Source organism: Nonomuraea typhae, from assembly GCF_009760925.1.
Lineage (GTDB): Bacteria > Actinomycetota > Actinomycetes > Streptosporangiales > Streptosporangiaceae > Nonomuraea > Nonomuraea typhae.
This window is the reverse complement of the sequence record NZ_VRLV01000010.1, coordinates 269,299-286,750: the sequence shown is the minus strand read 5'-3', so window position 1 is coordinate 286,750 and position 17,452 is coordinate 269,299. Positions and strand designations below refer to the sequence as shown.

Sequence of the window (17,452 nt, the reverse complement as noted above, 5' to 3'; positions counted from 1 at the left end):
GCCGGCGGGACGGCGCTCGCCCTCCAGGGCCGCTCCGAGAACCCAGAAACCCCAGCTCAGCGAACTGAACTGGGGTTTCATCGGGGTGCGCCGCCAGGGACTCGAACCCCGGACCCGCTGATTAAGAGTCAGCTGCTCTAACCAACTGAGCTAGCGGCGCGTGCAGAGAGGAATATACCGGTCCTGCCCACCAAGCGCGAATCGATACCCGCCCCGCCCTCCGATTAGAATAAAGTTCGGCCCAAGCCTCAGTGCCCGAACCCCAGGAGTGCCATGTTCGCATCGCCCGCCGACGTGTCCGCCAGGCTGGCCGGCACCGGTTACCTGTCCGGCGACGCCATCGCCACCTCCGTCTACCTGGCCGGTGCCCTGGAGAAGCCGCTGCTGGCCGAAGGGCCGGCGGGGGTGGGGAAGACGCAGCTGGCCAAGGCGGTGGCGCAGGCCACGGGAGCCGAGCTGGTGCGGTTGCAGTGCTACGAGGGGCTGGACGAGGCTCGCGCCCTGTACGAGTGGAACTACAAGAAGCAGCTGCTCAGGATCCAGGCGACCAACACCGATGAGGATATTTTCGGGGCGGAGTTCCTGCTCGAGCGGCCCCTGCTCAAGGCCATCCGGGCCACCGGGCCCACCGTGCTGCTCATCGACGAGATGGACAAGGCGGATGTCGAGGTCGAGGGGCTGCTGCTGGAGTTGTTGTCGGACTTCCAGGTGACGATTCCGGAGCTGGGGACCATTGAGGCGGTTCGCCGGCCGTACGTGGTGGTGACGTCCAACGCGACCCGGGAGCTGTCGGAGGCGCTCAAGAGGCGGTGTCTCTATCTGCACATCGAGTATCCGTCGGCCGAGCGGGAGCGGGACATCGTGCTGGCCCAGGTGCCCGGGATCCGGGCGGATCTGGCTGAGCAGCTCGCGCGGACGGTGGCCACGTTGCGGGCGCTGGAGCTCAAGAAGGCGCCGTCCGTCGCCGAGACCGTCGACTGGGCGCGGACGCTGCTGGCGCTCGGGCGGGAGGAGCTCGATGAGGCCACGGTCGCCGGGACGCTGGGGGTGGTGCTCAAGCATCGCTCCGATCAGGAGCGGGCCGTCAAGGAGCTTGGGCTGTGATGTCGCTGGTGGAGAGGCATGTCGGGTTCGTGCACGCGTTGCGCGAGGCGGGGATGCCGGTTTCGCTGGCCGAGGGGCTGGATGCGGCTCGGGCGTTGCGGGTGATCGATCTGCGGGAGCGGGAGACGCTTCGGGCGGCCTACGCGGCCACGCTGATCAAGAAGCCCGGGTACCGGGCCGGGTTCGATGTGCTGTTCGACCTGTGGTTTCCCGCTGTTGTCGGGGTGTCGGTCCATGACAGCGGTCCTGATGATCCTCGGGTACGGCTGGCCGAGCTGCTGGTCGAGTCGAGCGACGCGGAGATGACGGAGTTCGCCCGGGCCATGGTCGAGCGGTTCGGGCGGCAGGCGGCGGGGCCGGGGCGGCAGAACTGGTTCAGCTACAGCGTGCTGCGGGAGCTGTCGCCGGAGACGCTCATGGCGCGGATTCTCCAGGAGGTGCTCGCGGGCCGGGAACGGGGCGGGCTGGCGGAGAAGGCGGCCAGGCAGCGGGTCAACGCCAACATCGCGCGGTTTCAGGAGGCGGTGGCGGCGGACGTGCGGCGGCGCATCGCCGAGGACTCGGGGATCGAGCGGATCGCCAGGGCGAGCGTCAAGCCGCCACTGGATCAGGTGGACTTTCTGCGGGCGGCCAAGGCGGATCTGGCGAGGTTGCGGAGGGAGGTGTATCCGCTGGCCAGGCGGCTGGCGGCGCGGCTCACGGTCAAGCAGCGCCGGGGGCGCAGGGGGCGGCTGGACTTCCGGCGGACCGTCAGGGCGTCGTTGCAGAGCGGGGGAGTGCCGTTGACGACGGTGTTCAAGCCGCCGCGGCCGCATCGGCCGGAGCTGGTGATCCTGTGCGACACGAGCGACTCCGTCGCGTCGTTCGCGCATTTCACGTTGTTGCTGACGTATGCGTTGCGTGAGCAGTTTGCGAGGGTGCGGGCGTTCGGGTTCGTGGATCGCGTGGATGAAATAACACGATTTTTCGCACCAGGCACCGACGTAGCAGAAGCAATGACCAACTTGGCCAATAAGTCGGATATGGTGCGGTTTGGCAGGACCAACTATGGACACGCCTTCGACGGCTTCCTCGACCGGTACGGCGACGCCGTCGGGCCCAAGACCTCGCTCCTCATCCTGGGCGACGCCCGCGGCAACTACCAGCCCCCGGCCCTGGACACCCTCAAAACCCTGGCCGATCGCGCCCGCCACGCCTACTGGCTCAACCCCGAGCCCCGCCACCAGTGGGACACCGGCGACTCCATCGCATCCGCCTACGCGGGAGTCGTTCCCATGCACGAATGCAGAAATGTCCAGCAGCTGACAGCATTCATCGAGACTCTCGCATAAATAGCGACATCTAGGCCCACCTCGCGTTATTTTCCGTGAGAGACACCCAGTCCCGCCGAGGGGGCCCCATGAGCTACACGCTACTCAAAGGCGAGTTCGTCATCCGCTACCCCGATCTTCCCCGCCAGGGCCCGGAGCCGGACGGCGACACGATCAAGTTCAGACCCGACACCCCCGCCCTGGTCGAGGGCCTGCGCCGCCCGTCGGGGACGCCGCCGCAGATCAACGCCCGCGGCATCTCCACCCGCCTGGAGGCGATCGACGCGCTGGAGACCCACTTCGGCGACACCCACCAGGAACTCGCCGGCGCCAACGCCGCCCGCGACGAACTCCTGCGCCTGCTCGGCTTCACCAACGTGATCTTCTTCCCCGAGATGCCGAACAAGATCAAGTCGGCCGACCAGGACACGATCCGCGGCCACGTGCTGTCCAACGGCATCGACGGCAACGGCCGCCTGATCGCCTTCGCCTACGCGGGCGAGCATCCGGGCACGGACGGGTCGGCGGTCTTCCTGGACGAGGAGACCGTGGACCGTTCCGTCAACGCGCACCTGCTCAAGACCGGCCTGGCCTTCCCGGCCTTCTACGCGACGCTGCCCGCGAGCCTGCGCGTCCACCTGGCCGGGACCTCCAGGGCGGCCCGCGCGGACCAGGCGGGCATCTGGCCCCGCTCGACCGGCCACCCGGAAGCCACCGCCAAGATCGCCGACCTGGCCGCGCTCCAGCAGCTCGTGATCTGGCCGAAGCTGTTCAGGAGGCTCGTTCCCTACCTGGCCTCGGGCCGCCCCACGCTGGACGGCTTCGACGCCTGGCTGCGCGAGGACCCGGTCAACCGCGACGACCAGCTCTTCCTGCTGGAAAGGGGCGAGTACGGCAACATGCACGACATCGTCCGCGCCACCGGGCACGAGATCCAGCTCACGGCCTGGCCGGAGGACTTCATCATCAGCCCGGACCCGGCCCCGCCCGGCGCGCCGATCCGCCCGCGCCCGGCCGCGATCGGCGCCGTGCTGATCATCGCGGCGCTGCCCGACCCGGCGGGCACCGACCGCGGCCACGAGCGCGTCACGCTGCTGAACACCACGGCCGCCACCGTGGACCTGACCCACTGGGCGATCCTGGACGCGGCGGGCGGCCGGCACAGGCTGACCGGCACGCTCGGGGGCGGCGACGTCCTGCAGGTGACGCTGGGTGGCGCGGTGCAGCTCGGCAACCAGGGCGACACGCTGATCCTGACGGACGGCTCGGGCGTGCTGATCGACCAGGTCGCCTACAAGCTCGACGAGGTGGTGTCCGGCCGCACGATCGGCTTCGGCCGCTGACAGCACCCCCCAGAAAGGCAAACCCCATAAAGTACGGCGAAGCCACCCCCACGCCACCCGCCGACGTGCGCGGGCGCAGGTCGTGGGGGTCGCTTCTCACGTCGGACGAACGCGCCACCGCAACGACCCACGCAGACCAGCCAAGCGGAACGACCAGCGCAGACCGGCCAGGGGAACGACCCATGCAGACCGGCCAGCGGAACGACCCACGCAGACCGGCCAAGCGGAACGACCCACGCAGACCGGCCAAGTGGTACGAATACCCCTGTGATTGGGATGTCCGAAAGCACCACGGCTGAACGATACCTGCGCTTCGGCCGGATAGCTGCCCAAGGCAGTTCACCCAGCTACGCCGCCCGATGCGAAGAAATCGCGAAAAATCCTGACTTCCTGGCTCTCCTCGACGCCCTGCCCGAACCCAAACGCCAGCCCAACCTGCTCTTCGGCGCCGTCCGCTTCCTCGACGGCCCGGTGGACGAGTCCTTCCTCCCCTGGACCACGGCCCACTGGCCTGGCGTCACCGCCGTCATGCTCGCCAGGAGCACCCAGACCAACGAGGCGGGCCGGTGCGCGACCCTGATGCCGCTGCTGGCCCGCCTGCCGCAGCCGCTGGCGCTGATCGAGGTGGGCGCCTCCGCGGGGCTCTGCCTGTTCCCCGACAAATACCGCTACGCCTACAACGGCCAGCCGTCCTTCGGCCCGGACAGCCCGGTCGTGCTGCCCTGCCGTACCAACGCCGTCATTCCCCGGCAGCTACCGCAGGTCGCGTGGCGGGCCGGGATCGACCTCAACCCGGTCGATCTCGCCGACCCCGAGCAGCGGCGCTGGCTGGAGGCGCTCGTCTGGCCCGAGCAGGGAGACCGGCTGGCGCGGTTGCGGGCGGCGATCGAGATCGTCCGGGCGGATCCGCCGAGGATCGTCCGCGGCGACCTCAACGACACGGTCGAGGACCTGGTCGCGCAGGCCCCCGAGGGCGCCACCACGGTGGTCTTCCACAGCGCCGTGCTCGCCTACCTCACCGCGGCGGACCGGCGGCGCTTCACCGGGACGATGCGCCGCCTGCCCGTCCGCTGGATCTCCAACGAGGCTCCCGCCGTCATCGACGGCAAGAGGTTCGCGCTGCTCCTGGACGGCGAGCCCGTCGCGCGCACGGGCTCACACGGCCAGCTCCTGGAGTGGATCTAGCGGGCCCGGGACCGCCACAGCAGCCAGACGAAGTAGGGCGTGCCGATCAGCGCCGTCACCAGCCCGGCGGGCACCTGGGCGGGGGCGATGACCGTGCGGCCCAGGGTGTCGGCCAGGCTGACCAGGACCGCGCCCAGCAGGACCGCGACCGGCAGGACCCGGGAGTGCCTGGCGCCGACCAGGGCGCGGGCGGCGTGGGGCGCGATCAGGCCGACGAAGCCCACCACGCCCACGGCCGAGACCGCGGTCGAGGTCAGCAGGACGGAGGCGCCCAGGGCGGCCAGCCGTACCGGCTCGAGGGGGACGCCCAGGACGCGCGGGGTGTCCTCGTTCAGGGAGAGCAGGTCCAGGTCGCGCCGGAGCCAGGCGAGCAGCGGGATCGAGACGACCAGGGCCAGCGCCACGGGGATCAACTGGACCGGCAGCCGTCCGTAGGTGGAGCCGGACAGCCAGGTCAGGGCCATCGCGGTGTTCCACGGGTTCGACTTGACGATGATGAGGATCGTCACCGCGGTGCACGCGGCCTGGACGGCGACGCCGATGAGCACGAGGCGGTCGGAGTTCAGGCCGCCGCGCCACGACAGGCCGTAGACGACGGCGAAGGCCGCGAGGGCGCCGGCGAAGGCCACGGCCGACATCGACCAGACCCCGGCCAGGGGCACGAAGGCGAGCAGCGCGATCGCGCCGACGCCCGCGCCGGCCGTGACGCCGAGGACGCCGGGCTCGGCCAGCGGGTTGCGGCAGACGGCCTGTACGGCGGTGCCGGCGACGGCCAGCGCGGCACCGGCCAGGACGGCGGCCAGCACGCGCGGGTAGCGCTGGTCCAGGACGAAGGTGAGCGCCCGGCCGGTACGGCCCTGCAGCCAGTTGGCCACGTCGCCGGTGAGCAGCCAGCGGTCGCCGCCCAGCATGCCGAGCACGAGCGCCGCGGCCAGGAGGGCGAGGCAGACGGCGACGATGACGAGGTAGGCGCGGCGGGAGCGGGCGGCGACGGTGCGGACGGCGGGCGGCTGCCGGGTGGGTCCGGCGTCGCGGTAGCGCCGGGCCAGCCAGATCATGACGCCGGCGCCGAGCAGCGTGGTGACCACACCGGGGGGCACGTCCACGCCGGCCTGGGCGCCGAGCAGGGCGCGCAGCAGGATGTCGGAGCCGATCACGATGATCGCCCCGGCCAGGGCCGACAGCGGCAGCAGCGACCGGTTGCGGTGCAGCCCGGGGATCGACTTGGGCAGCAGGCGGACGATCACCGGCGCGCACAGCCCGACGAACCCGATCGGGCCGGCGATCGTCACGGCCGCGGCCGACAGCACCACGGCCAGCACCGTGAGCCAGAGGCGCAACCGGCGCACGTTGACGCCGAGCACGGCGGCGGTGTCGTCGCCGAGGCCGAGGATGTCCACCTTGGGGCCGACGACCATGGCGGCCAGCAGGCAGGCCACGATGAGCGGGCCGAGCTGGGTGACCGCGTTCAGGTCGCTCTGCACGAGCGAGCCGCTGCCCCAGGCGAACAGGCCGTGGGTGGCCTCCTCGAAGAGGATCATGACGAGGTTGGTGAGGGAGCCGAGCGCCAGCGCGGTGGCGGAGCCGGCGAGGATGAGCCGGGTGGTGCCGGTGCGCCCGCCGCCCGAGAGCGCGAGGACCAGCGCGGCGGCGGCCAGGCCGCCGAAGAGGGCGAGGCCGCCGGACAGGGCGAGGGGCAGCGACAGGCCGAACGCGGCGGCGGCGGCCACCGCGAGGTAGGCGCCGGCGCTGACGGCCAGCGTGTCAGGGGAGGCCATCGGGTTGCGCGCGATCGACTGCATGAGCGAGCCGGCGGCGCCGAGCGCGGCGCCGACGGCCACCGCGGCCAGCAGCCGGGGCAGCCGGGAGGCCAGCAGCACCCGGGCGCCCTCGTCGCTGCCGCCGAGCACGCCGGACAGCAGGTCCAGCGCGCCGACGTCGGCGTTGCCCTGGGTGACGTGGACGGCGGCGAGCAGGACGACCGCCGCCAGCGCGAGGAGGAAGACCCCGGCGGTCCCGACGCGCCGCAACGGCGTGACCGGGACCTCCGCGGACGTCAGCGTGCTCAAGTGGTGTATGCCTTGACCAGCGCCTCGGCATACTGCTTGCACGACAGCGGGCCGCCGAAGGTCCAGATGCCGTCGGGCAGCTTGGTGACGTTCTGCTTCTTGACGAAGGGCAGCGACTTCCAGATGGCGTTGCTCGCCAGGCCGTCGGCGAAGACGTCGTCGCCGTCGGAGGCGCTGTAGAAGAAGCGGGTGCCGGGGTCCTTGAGCGCGGTCAGGCCCTCGACGTCGGTGTTGCCGAGGCCCCACACGGGGTCGACCTTGCCGGACCAGGCGTTCTTCAGGCCGACGGCCTCGGCCACGTCGGAGACGAGCGCGCCCTTGCCGAACAGGCGCACCGAGATCGTGCTGCCTTCCTTCCAGCCGTCGGCCATCGCGAACGGCTTGCCCGCGCCGCCGGCCGCGGCGATCTTCTGCTTGGCGTCGGCCATGGCGGCGTCGAAGTCGGCCAGGACCTTCTGCGCCTCGGCGGTCTTGCCGACCGCGGTGGCGAGCAGGTTCAGGTCGGCGCGCATGCGCGTGAGGTTGCCCGACGCGTCGCTGCCCTTGAACACCAGGACGGGCGCGAACTTCTCCAGCTGGCCCACCAGCGCGGCGTCGTCGGACTCCATGACGATTAGGTCGGGCTGGAGGGCGGCGATGGAGTCGACGCTGGGCTCGTTGCGCATGCCGACGTCCTTGACGCTCGCGTCGAGCTTGGCGGAGGTCACCCAGGTGCCGTACCCCTTGACGTCGGCGACGCCCACCGGCATCACGCCGAGGGTGGCGAGCATCTCGGTCTCGCCCCACTCCAGGCTGACGACCCGGGCCGCCGGACGCTCGAGGTCGATCTTCTTGCCGCGCCCGTCGGTGACGCTGACCGGGGTGGAGCTCGGGGAGGGGGCCGAGGAGGCGGGGGCGGCGACGGGGGCTTCGGTGGTGCCGCAGGCGCTGAGAGCGGCGATCGCGGCCAGGGCCACGAGGGCGCTGCGCAGGGAGAGCATGGTGGTTCCTGTCAGGTCGTGACGGGCAGGTGCCGGCCGATCGGCCGGGTGCGCACCGTGCCCGTCTGGGGGTCGTGCGTGACGTCGATGCGGATGCCGTAGGCGTCGCTGAGGAGTTCTTCGGTGAACACCTCGGCGGGCGGGCCGTCGGCCCGCACCTTGCCGCCGTGCAGCAGCACGACGCGGTCGGCGATCTCGGCGGCCTGGTTGAGGTCGTGGAGCACGATGCCGATGGCGACGCCGTGCTCGTCGGCCAGGTCGCGGACGAGCTCCAGCAGCTCGACCTGGTAGCGCAGGTCGAGGAAGGTGGTGGGCTCGTCCAGGAGCAGGACCGCGGTGTCCTGCGCCAGGCAGGTGGCCAGCCACACGCGCTGCAGCTCGCCGCCCGACAGCTCGTCCACCGGACGCTCGGCCATCGCGCTGACGCCGGTCAGCGTCATCGCGCGGGCCACGGCCTCGGTGCCGCCGGGGTCCCCGGCCTTCCAGCGGCCCCGGTACGGGTGGCGGCCGTAGCCGACCACGTCGCGGACCTGCACCCCGCTCGGGGTGGGGCGGCTCTGGGCGAGCAGCGTCACCCGGCGGGCGAAGTCGCGCGCCGACAGGTCGAGGGCGGAGCTGCCGTCGCCGAAGCACACCGTCCCGGCGTCGGGCCGGTGCAGCCTGGCCAGCGCGCGCAGCAAGGTGGACTTGCCGCTGCCGTTCGGGCCGACCAGCGCGGTCACCTGGCCCGGAGGCAGGTTGATGCGGCCCTCTTCGACCACGCAGGCTCCGTGGTAGCTGAGGCGGAGGTCGGCTCCGGCCAGCGAGATCTTCCCGGTCACGGAGATTAGGTTAGGCTAACCTTCAACTTTGTCAACGTTCGGGGTCTGTCATCCGAATTGCGGACGTGAAATCCCGGGTGCCGCCGTTTTACCGTCAGGCGTGTCGATTCTCTGCGCGGGACTGACCTACGAGCACGTGCCCATCGGGGTGCTCGAACGGCTGGCCGTACCGGACGAACAACGTCCTGACCTGCTGCGACGGCTGCGCGACGCGCCCGGCGTGGACGGGGTCTTCCTGCTGGCCACCTGCAACCGGCTGGAGTTCTACGCCGACGGCGACACCCGCGCCCCGGCCGCCCTGGAGCGGGCGCTCGACTGGCATCCGCTGGTGCGGCGGGAGGTGTGCGCCGTGGAGCACCTGTGCTCCGTCGCCGGCGGGCTGGAGTCCATGGCGCTGGGAGAGCGCGAGATCGCCGGGCAGCTGCGGCGGGCCGTCCGCGCGGCCGCGGAGAGCATGAGCCCCGAGTTGCACCGTCTGGTCCGTACGGCGTTGCGCGCCGGTCGCCGGGTCCGCGCCGAGACGGACCTGGGTACGGCCGGCCTGTCGCTGGCCGGCGCCGGGATGGACCTGGCCGTCCGGTACCTGCACGGGCTGGCCGGCCGGGCCGTGCTGGTCATCGGGGCGGGCGAGGTGGGCCGGGCCGTGGCCAGGCGCGCCCGTGCGCTGGGCGCGGGCCGCATCCTCATCGCCAACCGGGGCAGGACGGCGGCGGACAGGCTGGCGGCCGAGGTGGGCGGCGTCGTCGCGGGGGACCTGTCCCAAGGGCCGCTGCCCCGCTGCGATCTGATGGTCACCGCCGTCCGCGCGCCCGAGCCCGTGGTGACCGCCGGCCGGGTGACGGGACCGGCCTTCGTGCTCGACCTCGGCCTCCCGCGCAACGTGGCGCCCGAGGTGCGGACGCTGCCCGGCGTCAGGGTCGCCGACATCGAGGACCTGGGCAGGCATCTGGCCGGACGGGGACTGCCGGAGGAGGTGGAGCGGGCCAGGGCGATCGTGGCCGAGGAGGTGGCCGCCCACCTCACCGAGGGCCACGAGCGCGCCGCCGTACCCCTGATCACCGCGCTGCGCGGGCAGGCCGGGCAGGTCGTCGCCGACGAGGTGGTCCGCCTGCACCGCCGCCTGCCCGGCCTGGACGAGCGGGCCCGCCGGGAGACCGAGACCGCCATCCGCCGCGTCGCCGGCCGGCTGCTGCACGAACCGACCATCCGGGCCAAGCGGCTGTCCGCCACACCGGGCGGGGCGCGCTACCTCGACGCGCTGGCCCACCTCTACGGCCTTGAGGAGACGACATGAGGCTCGGCACCAGGCGGAGCAGACTCGCGATGGTCCAGTCACGCTGGGTGGCGGAACGGCTGACCGTACCCGTGGAACTGGTGGGCATCACCACGGCCGGCGACCGGACCGACGCGCCGATCGAGCGCATCGGCGCGACCGGCGTCTTCACCACCGCGCTGCGCGAGGCGCTGCTGTGCGGCGAGGTGGACGTGGTCGTCCACTCCTACAAGGACCTGCCGACCGCGCCGATGCCCGGGATCGTGACGGCCGCCGTCCCCGAGCGCGCCGATCCGCGTGACGCGCTGGTGCTGCGTCCCGGCCGCGTGCCGGAGGCCGGCGCCCGCGTCGGCACCGGTTCGCCACGCCGGGCCTTTCAGGTACGGCAGGCGTACGATGTCGTGGTGGCCCCGATGCGTGGCAACGTGGACACCCGGCTGCGGAAGCTGGCCGACGGCCAAGTGGACGCGCTGGTATTGGCCTTGGCCGGCCTGGACCGCCTCGGCCTGACCGCTCCGAACACCCAAGGCCGCGCCCACGCCTCCGGCGGGCTGGACCGGCTGGGGCTCGGCCTCAGCTCCGCCGGCGTGCTGCCGCTCGACCCCGGGATCATGCTCCCCGCCCCCGCCCAGGGCGCGCTGGCCGTCGAATGCCGGGCCGGCGACCTGCGGGCCATCGACGCGCTCGCGCCCCTCGACCACCCGCCCACGCGGGCGGCGGCCACCGCCGAGCGCAGCCTGCTGGCCGCGCTGCAGGCGGGCTGCACGGCCCCGGTCGGCGCGCTGGCCACGCCAGGAGACGACGGAACGCTCACGCTCGAGGCCGTCCTGGCCGACAGAAGGGTCAGGGCGGCGCACACCGGCCCGATCGAGGACGCCTGCCGCATCGGCCGTGACCTGGCCGCGCTGCTCCTGGACAAGGAACCCAGCAGATGATCGACGAGGTGCACGCGCTGCTGCGCGCCGAGCAGTCCCGGCTCGTCGCCGTCTTCGAGGACTACGACCAGGGCGGGCGCTTCCGGCCGGCCCAGTGGGAGCGCAGCACGCTGGGCGGCGGCCGGGCCTGCGTCCTGGAGGGCGGGCACGTCTTCGAACGGGCCGGCGTCAACGTCTCGCTCATCCACGGCGAGCGGGTCCCGCAGACGATCGTCCAGACGTTCCCGCACACCGACGGCCTGCCGTACGCGGCGACGGGCATCTCGATGGTGCTGCACCCGCGCAACCCCTACGCCCCGGCCATGCACGCCAACTTCCGCTTCTTCAGCGTGCCCGGCCTCGACTGGTGGTTCGGCGGCGGCTGCGACCTCACCCCGATGTACGGCTTCGCCGACGACGCCGCCCACTTCCACCGCACGCTGCGCGACTGGTGCGACCGGCATCCCGGCGCCAGCTACGAGGAGTGGAAGGCCGCCTGCGACGAGTACTTCACGATCCCGCACCGGGGCGAGATGCGCGGGGTGGGCGGCGTCTTCTTCGACCGGATCAGCGAGGAGGGGCCCGGCGGGTTCGGGCGCTGCCGGGCGCTGGTCGCCGACGGGCTGGCCACCATCGGGCCCGCCTACCTGCCGATCCTGGACCGGCGCTGCCGCATGCCGTACGGCCCGCGGGAGCGGAACTGGCAGCTGGCGCGGCGCGGGCGCTACGTCGAGTTCAACCTGGTCTACGACCGGGGCACCCGGTTCGGGCTGCAGACCCGGGGCAACATCGAGGCGATCCTCATGTCGATGCCGCCCCTGGCGCGCTGGGGCTTCGAGCTGATCCCCGAGCCGGGCAGCCCGGAGAGCGCGGTGGCCGAGCTCCTGCAGCCCCGCGACTGGGCGGGGCCGCGGCTGCCTCGGGGGCCGGTGGCCGGTCAGGAGTCCGTCGAGACGGGCCGGATGTAGCGCAGGGCGCAGGCGTGCGCGCCGCGCACCTGCCGCAGCATGACCTCGGCCGTGATGTCGTCGAAGGCGCGCGAAGTGGCCTCGACCGACAGCTCGCAGTGCAGCGAGGGCGGGTCGGTGATGCCGAGGTCCTCGGCGGCCGCCTTGCACAGGCACGTGCGGGTGACGACCAGCGCGCACTCGCGCTCGGGCGTGGAGCAGTCCACGACCTCCTCCTGCAGGCCCATCTCCTCGAAGACGGGCAGCACCTTGGCGATGGCCTCGGTCAGCGAGCTGGAGCTGTCGAGGTAGGGGGCCATGCAGGCGCGCTGGCGGGCCGGGTATCCGGCCATCAGCTCCTCGCGGGCCGCCCGCTCGCCGACGGTGTCGCGCAGCTCCAGGTAGCGGGCCATCCGGTCGCGCATCTCGGCGCGGAACGCGGCTTCCTTGTCATTCATGTGATCCTCTTTTCGACGATCCGGGCCAGCGCCGCGGTGAACGACGGGCGGTCGTTCAGTGCGGGCGCCCGGCGGTAGTGGGTGATGCCGGCCCGCTCGGCCGCCTCGGCGACCTCCACGTCGAGCTCCCACAGGGTCTCGATGTGGTCGGAGGTGAACGAGACGGGCACGATCAGCAGCCGTTTCACGCCGCGCGCGCCCAGGTCCCCGACCGTGGCCTCGGTGCCGGGCCGCAGCCACGGCATCGGGCCGACCTTGGACTGGTAGGCGAGCAGGTGCGGGTTGGGGACGGCCAGGTGGTCCATGACGGCGCGGACGGTGGCGCGGGTCTCGACCGGGTACGGGTCGCCCGCGGCCACGATGCGCTCGGGCAGGGAGTGGGCGCTGAACAGCACCGTCGCCTCGTCCGGGCGGTCGAAGGCGGCCAGGCCCTCGCGGACGGTCTCGGCCAGTGCCGCCACGTAGGCGGGCTCGGTCGGCCAGCGGTCGATGACGGTCCACTCGAAGGCGTCCTCCATGCCCATCGCCGTCAGCGTGCGCCACAGGTCGGCCATGCTCGATCCGGTCGTGGTGACCGAGTAGTGCGGGTATTGGGGGAAGGCGACGGCCCGCCGTACACCGTCGGCGCGCATCGCGGCGAGCGCGGCGGCGGCGCCCGGCTCGGCGTAGCGGAAGGCCAGGTAGGCGTGGTGGGGGCCGGTGGCGGGGGAGAGCTCGTCCAGTTCGGCGGTCAGAGCCTTGGCCTGGCGTTCCGTCCAGTCGCGCAGCGGGGAGCCGCCGCCGATCTCGGCGTACTGGCGGGTGACGCGGGCGAGCCTGGCCCGGATGAGCAGCGGGCCGAGCACGCGGCGGGCGGGCAGCATGTCGAGGTCGGCGAACAGGCGGCGCAGGAACGGGCGGACGTCGCCGAGTGTCCACGGGCCGCCCATGTTCAGCATGACGATGCCGGTGCTCATCGCAGCAGCTCCTCCGCGGCCTCCAGGGCCCAATAGGTGATGACGAGGTCGGCGCCGGCGCGGCGGATCGACAGCAGGGACTCGGCGACGGCGCGGCGGCGGTCCAGCCAGCCGTGCGCCGCGGCGGCCTCGAGCATCGCGTACTCGCCGGAGACCTGGTAGGCGGCCACGGGCACGTCGGCCGCGTCGGCCACCCGGCGGACCACGTCCAGGTAGCCGAGCGCGGGCTTGACCATGACGGCGTCGGCGCCCTCCTCCAGGTCGAGGGCGACCTCGCGGAGCGCCTCCCCGGCGTTGGCGGGCGAGCGCTGGTGGCCCGCGCGGTCGCCGCCGGCGGGGGCCGACTCGGCGGCCTGGCTGAGCGCGATCGCCTGGTAGCGGGCGAGCGTGGTGTCGTTGTCCACCTGCCCGTCCTGGATCAGGCCGCAGTGGCCGTGGGCGGTGTATTCGCACATGCACAGGTCGGCCATGAGCACGCACCGCCCGCCGAGGTCGGCGGCCAGGTCGCGCAGGGCGCGCTGCACGACCCCGTCCTCGGCGTCGGCGCCGCTCCCGCGATCGTCCTTGAACGCGGGCACGCCGAACAGCAGCAGCCCGCCGACCCCTGCCGCCGCGGCGCGAGCCGCGGCCTTGCGGACGGAGTCGGCGGTGTGCTGGACGACGCCGGGCATCGAGGGGACGGGGACCGGGTCGGTGATCCCCTCTTTGACGAACAGCGGGAGAACGAGGTCCCCCGGCGACATCCGGTGCTCCGCTGCCAGCCCGCGCAGGGCGGGCGTGCGCCGCAGCCGTCGCGGGCGGCGGCGGCCGATGCCGCTGGACATGGGTCCCTCCCCGGATCGTCGATGCTTCGAGCAAATCCGGGACCACGCCCCCTGTCATGTCATCATTTTTGCTGTCATGACAGGGTTCGCCGGCGCTGACAGCCTGCGGCCATGGTCCCCGAGGATTCCGAGTTGTTCCCCCGCGCGCTGCGCCCGCTCGTCCGCCGCGCGCTGTGGCTGACCCTGCTGGCCCTGGCCCTGCTCATGGCGGCAGGGGTCCGGTGGCTGGCATGAAGGTCGTCTTCCAGACCAGCCGCATCGAGTGCGGCGTCGCCTGCCTGGCCATGGTTCTGGGGCATCATGGCCACGCGGTCTCCCTGCTGGAGCTGCGCGAGCGCTGCGGCCTGGGGCGCGCGGGCACCACCGCGGGCACGCTGGTCAGGACGGCCAAGGAACTCGGCATGACGGCCACCGGCTACCGCGCCTCGCCCGAGCTGCTGCGCGGCCTCGACCTGCCGGCCATCGTGCACTGGGCGCCCGACCACTACGTCGTGGTCGAGCACGTCGGCCGGCGCCGGGTCAGGGTCGTCGACCCCGAGACCGGGCGCAGGCGGCTCACCCAGGAGGAGTTCGCGGCCGGGCTCGGCAGGGTGGCGATCGGGTTGTGGCCGGGGCCCGGGTTCACCCGCAGGAAGTCGGCCGGCGAGCCGTTCTGGCGGGTGTACGTGCGCCGCCTGCTCGCGCTCCGGGGGACCAAGGCGCTGCTGGCCCAGGTGCTGCTGGCCTCGCTGCTGCTGCAGGTGCTCGGGCTGGCCATGCCGCTGGCCGTACGCGCGGTGGTGGACCAGCTCGGCCCGCTGGGCGGGGTGCTCGGCCTGGTCGGCGCCGGGATCGCGGTCATCGCCGCGGCCCAGTTCGTCACCGGGTACCTGCGCGCCTCGCTCGTGCTCTACCTGCAGGGGCGGCTGGACACCCACGCCATGATCGGCTTCTGCGAGCACCTGCTCCGGCTGCCGCTGACCTACTTCCAGCAGCGCAGCACCGGCGACATCGCCGCCAGGATGGGCGGCATCGTGCTGCTGCGCGAGCAGCTCACCGGGCAGACGCTGGCCGCGGTCCTCGACACGGCGACGCTGTTCACCTACCTGGCCGTGTTGGCCGTGATCGACCCGGCCGCCGCCCTGGTGGTCCTCGGCGTGGTCGCGGTGCAGTTCGGGCTGTTCGTCCGGGCCACCCGGGTGGTGCGCGAGCGCATGGCCGCCGACGTCCACACCCATCACCGGGAACAGGCGTACCTGATCGAGATGCTCCAGGGGGTGCTGACGGTCAAGGCCGCCGCCGCCGAGCAGCGGGCGCTCGAACGCTGGTCGGGGCTGTTCGTCACCTGGATGCGGGCCACGCTGCGGCGCGGGCACGCAAGCGCGGTCCTCGACTCCGTGGCCGCCTCCCTGCGCGTGCTCACCCCGCTGGCCGTGCTCTGGCTGGGCGCCTCCCGCGTGCTCACCGGGGACGTGAGCGCCGGAACCATGATCGCCGCCACCTGGATGGCCGCCTCCGTCGTGACGCCGCTGTCGCTGCTCGTGGCCGGGGCTCAGCGGCTCCAGCTCGCCGGGGCCTACCTCCAGCGGCTGGCCGACGTGCTGGAGTCCCGGCCCGAGCCCGGCCGGACCGCCCCGACCGGCCTCACCGGCGACGTGCACGTGGACGCGGTCACCTTCCGCTACGACCGGCACGGCCCGCCCGCGCTGCTCGGGGTCTCCCTGCGCGCCCGGCCCGGCGAGCGGGTGGCCGTCGTCGGCGCCACGGGCGCCGGGAAGACCACGCTCGCGCTCCTGCTGCTCGGCCTCTACCGGGCCGAGGCCGGCTCCGTGGGCATCGACGGCCACGACCCCGGCGGGCTGCGCGGCTGCGTCGGCTCCGTGCTCCAGGAGCCCTCGCTCTTCAGCGGGACCATCCACGACAACATCGCCTTCCACGACCCCGCCGTCACCCGCGACGAGGTGGTCGACGCAGCCCGTACGGCGGAGCTGCACGAGGAGATCGTCGCCCTGCCCAACGGCTACGACACCCGCCTGGCCGAGCGGGGCGGCGGGCTCTCTGGCGGCCAGCGGCAGCGGCTCGCGCTGGCCAGGGCGCTCATCGGGCGGCCGGCCGTACTGCTGCTCGATGAGGCGACCAGCCACCTGGACGCGGTCACCGAGGCGCGCATCCACCGCAACCTGCGCGCGTTGCGGTGCACGCAGATCGTCATCGCCCACCGGCTGAGCACGGTGCGGGACGCCGACCGGATCGTGGTGCTGGAGCGCGGCCGGATCGTCGAGCAGGGCACGCACGAGGAACTGCTGGCCCGGCGCGGCGGCTACGCGGCGCTGGTCGGAGCGCAGCTCGACGCCTAGCGAGAGGAGGTGATGACGATGAAGGAACAGCTCGTGAACCCGCATGAGGCGGAGCTGAGCGAGGCCGAGCTCGACGAGATCCATGGCGGGCACCCCGGCATGGGCGCGGAGGGCGGCAGCTGCACGCGCGACGGCGGCGGCATGACCCCGATCGAGACCGGCGGGTGAGATGAGCGGGCGGGGGATCCCCATGGCGGGGTCCCCCGCCCCACGCGCTCAGGGGGCCTGGCGGCTGTAGCGGAAGACGCACATGTGGGCGCCGCGCACGTGCTGGCGCAGCACCTCGACCTTCAGGCCGGGGAACGCCCGCCGGGCCGCCTCGTTGTCCAGCTCGCACAGCACCGTCAGCGGCTCGGTCAGGCCGAGGTCGTCGCAGGTGGACTGGCATTCGCAGGTGGTGAGGATCTCGACGGCCGCGTCCACGCCGTCGCCGGAGACGTCCACGATCTCGATGTGCACGCCCATGGTGTCGAACACCCGGGTGACCTTGGAGAAGCCCTCGGCCAGAGTGTTGTCGCGGATCAGCGTGCCCATGCGCTGCTCCTGCCTGCGCACGTAGGACTCCAGGATGGACTCGCGGGCCCGCTCGTCGCCCATGTCCTCGCGCAGCCGCAGATAGTCGGCCAGCCGGGTGCGCATCAGCGCGCGGTACTCCTGCTCGTTCACTCCGATCTCCCCTCGTCCTCGCGGACTCGTTCGGCCAGTTCCAGCTTGGTGTAGGCGGGCCGGCCCGCCTGCTCGTACTTGGCCTTGACCCGCTGGAGGTATGTCTTGGCCGTCGCCGGGCTGATCCCGATGCGATGGGCCGCCTTCTGAAGCGTCATCCCCGAGGTGTAGGCGAGGAGCACTGCCCGCTCCCGCCGTGAGAACTTCGGCCGCTGCGGCGGAGGCTCCCCCTCGAGCACGATCACCATATGAATGACCTCTGCCAT

General features: G+C 72.6%; 18 protein-coding genes and 1 tRNA gene. 10 read left to right on the top strand and 9 right to left on the bottom strand.

Annotation, left to right across the window (positions count from 1 at the left end; translation table 11 throughout):
* Window positions 1–86: 86 nt before the first annotated feature.
* A tRNA-Lys gene (locus FVE25_RS34415) sits at window positions 87–160 on the bottom strand.
* Window positions 161–273: 113 nt separating this feature from the next.
* On the opposite strand from FVE25_RS34415, the gene FVE25_RS34410 reads away from it, so the two are divergent.
* From FVE25_RS34410 to FVE25_RS34395, 4 genes are all read left to right on the top strand, one after another.
* Window positions 274–1,104 carry an AAA family ATPase gene (locus tag FVE25_RS34410; RefSeq protein ID WP_157251317.1) on the top strand — a complete coding sequence of 277 codons (831 nt, stop codon included), beginning with the start codon at window positions 274–276 and terminating at the stop codon, window positions 1,102–1,104.
* Window positions 1,104–2,435 (top strand): vWA domain-containing protein, encoded by a 1,332-nt coding sequence (locus FVE25_RS34405; protein WP_157251316.1) that lies wholly within the window; start codon window positions 1,104–1,106, stop codon window positions 2,433–2,435. The genes FVE25_RS34410 and FVE25_RS34405 overlap by 1 nt, the downstream gene beginning before the upstream one ends.
* 68 nt (window positions 2,436–2,503) lie before the next feature.
* Entirely contained in the window at window positions 2,504–3,757 is a 1,254-nt protein-coding gene (locus FVE25_RS34400) for a lamin tail domain-containing protein (RefSeq protein ID WP_157251315.1), read from the top strand.
* Between the two features lie 276 nt (window positions 3,758–4,033).
* On the top strand, window positions 4,034–4,942 hold the full coding sequence (locus FVE25_RS34395; RefSeq protein ID WP_157251314.1) for a DUF2332 domain-containing protein: 909 nt from the start codon (window positions 4,034–4,036) through the stop codon (window positions 4,940–4,942).
* Here FVE25_RS34395 and FVE25_RS34390 read toward each other — a convergent pair.
* From FVE25_RS34390 to FVE25_RS34380, 3 genes are read right to left on the bottom strand one after another with little or no spacing between them, the layout of a single operon-like run.
* Window positions 4,939–7,011 (bottom strand): iron ABC transporter permease, encoded by a 2,073-nt coding sequence (locus tag FVE25_RS34390; protein WP_219825753.1) that lies wholly within the window; start codon window positions 7,009–7,011, stop codon window positions 4,939–4,941. The two genes, FVE25_RS34395 and FVE25_RS34390, sit on opposite strands and share 4 nt — an antisense overlap.
* Window positions 7,008–7,991 carry an ABC transporter substrate-binding protein gene (locus tag FVE25_RS34385; protein WP_157251313.1) on the bottom strand — a complete coding sequence of 328 codons (984 nt, stop codon included), beginning with the start codon at window positions 7,989–7,991 and terminating at the stop codon, window positions 7,008–7,010. The genes FVE25_RS34390 and FVE25_RS34385 overlap by 4 nt, the downstream gene beginning before the upstream one ends.
* Before the next feature lie 11 nt (window positions 7,992–8,002).
* Complete coding sequence (locus FVE25_RS34380; RefSeq protein ID WP_157251312.1) at window positions 8,003–8,812, bottom strand: ABC transporter ATP-binding protein; 810 nt, start codon at window positions 8,810–8,812, stop codon at window positions 8,003–8,005.
* A gap of 100 nt (window positions 8,813–8,912) precedes the next feature.
* Between FVE25_RS34380 and hemA the strand changes: the two genes are divergently transcribed.
* The 3 genes from hemA to hemF are packed head-to-tail and all read left to right on the top strand — an operon-like array spanning window position 8,913 to window position 11,967.
* Complete coding sequence (gene hemA, locus FVE25_RS34375) at window positions 8,913–10,106, top strand: glutamyl-tRNA reductase (protein ID WP_157251311.1); 1,194 nt, start codon at window positions 8,913–8,915, stop codon at window positions 10,104–10,106.
* Window positions 10,103–11,020 carry a hydroxymethylbilane synthase gene (hemC, locus tag FVE25_RS34370; RefSeq protein WP_157251310.1) on the top strand — a complete coding sequence of 306 codons (918 nt, stop codon included), beginning with the start codon at window positions 10,103–10,105 and terminating at the stop codon, window positions 11,018–11,020. The genes hemA and hemC overlap by 4 nt, the downstream gene beginning before the upstream one ends.
* Window positions 11,017–11,967 carry an oxygen-dependent coproporphyrinogen oxidase gene (gene hemF, locus FVE25_RS34365; protein ID WP_157251309.1) on the top strand — a complete coding sequence of 317 codons (951 nt, stop codon included), beginning with the start codon at window positions 11,017–11,019 and terminating at the stop codon, window positions 11,965–11,967. The genes hemC and hemF overlap by 4 nt, the downstream gene beginning before the upstream one ends.
* On the opposite strand, the gene FVE25_RS34360 is transcribed toward hemF, so the two are convergent.
* From FVE25_RS34360 to FVE25_RS34350, 3 genes are read right to left on the bottom strand one after another with little or no spacing between them, the layout of a single operon-like run.
* Window positions 11,937–12,404 (bottom strand): hypothetical protein, encoded by a 468-nt coding sequence (locus FVE25_RS34360; RefSeq protein WP_157251308.1) that lies wholly within the window; start codon window positions 12,402–12,404, stop codon window positions 11,937–11,939. The genes hemF and FVE25_RS34360 overlap by 31 nt on opposite strands.
* A complete protein-coding gene (gene hemH, locus FVE25_RS34355; RefSeq protein ID WP_157251307.1) occupies window positions 12,401–13,360 on the bottom strand; it encodes a ferrochelatase in 960 nt (319 codons plus the stop codon). Before hemH ends, FVE25_RS34360 begins: the two co-directional genes overlap by 4 nt.
* Window positions 13,357–14,184, bottom strand: a complete 828-nt coding sequence (locus FVE25_RS34350; RefSeq protein ID WP_157251306.1) for a porphobilinogen synthase — start codon at window positions 14,182–14,184, stop codon at window positions 13,357–13,359. The genes hemH and FVE25_RS34350 overlap by 4 nt, the downstream gene beginning before the upstream one ends.
* Before the next feature lie 111 nt (window positions 14,185–14,295).
* On the opposite strand from FVE25_RS34350, the gene FVE25_RS56495 reads away from it, so the two are divergent.
* From FVE25_RS56495 to FVE25_RS34340, 3 genes are read left to right on the top strand one after another with little or no spacing between them, the layout of a single operon-like run.
* The gene (locus FVE25_RS56495) at window positions 14,296–14,418 is read left to right on the top strand and encodes a hypothetical protein (RefSeq protein ID WP_281367938.1); all 123 of its coding nucleotides are present in this window, start codon (window positions 14,296–14,298) and stop codon (window positions 14,416–14,418) included.
* Complete coding sequence (locus FVE25_RS34345; RefSeq protein ID WP_157251305.1) at window positions 14,415–16,520, top strand: peptidase domain-containing ABC transporter; 2,106 nt, start codon at window positions 14,415–14,417, stop codon at window positions 16,518–16,520. Before FVE25_RS56495 ends, FVE25_RS34345 begins: the two co-directional genes overlap by 4 nt.
* An 18-nt stretch (window positions 16,521–16,538) precedes the next feature.
* Window positions 16,539–16,688: a hypothetical protein gene (locus FVE25_RS34340; protein ID WP_157251304.1), complete on the top strand. Its 150-nt coding sequence runs from the start codon at window positions 16,539–16,541 to the stop codon at window positions 16,686–16,688.
* A gap of 48 nt (window positions 16,689–16,736) precedes the next feature.
* Here the strand turns inward: FVE25_RS34340 and FVE25_RS34335 are convergent, their stop codons facing one another.
* Both FVE25_RS34335 and FVE25_RS34330 read right to left on the bottom strand, forming a co-directional pair.
* The gene (locus tag FVE25_RS34335; protein WP_157251303.1) at window positions 16,737–17,186 is read right to left on the bottom strand and encodes an L-2-amino-thiazoline-4-carboxylic acid hydrolase; all 450 of its coding nucleotides are present in this window, start codon (window positions 17,184–17,186) and stop codon (window positions 16,737–16,739) included.
* Window positions 17,183–17,434, bottom strand: a complete 252-nt coding sequence (locus FVE25_RS34330; RefSeq protein ID WP_219825752.1) for a LuxR C-terminal-related transcriptional regulator — start codon at window positions 17,432–17,434, stop codon at window positions 17,183–17,185. The genes FVE25_RS34335 and FVE25_RS34330 overlap by 4 nt, the downstream gene beginning before the upstream one ends.
* Window positions 17,435–17,452 lie beyond the last annotated feature (18 nt).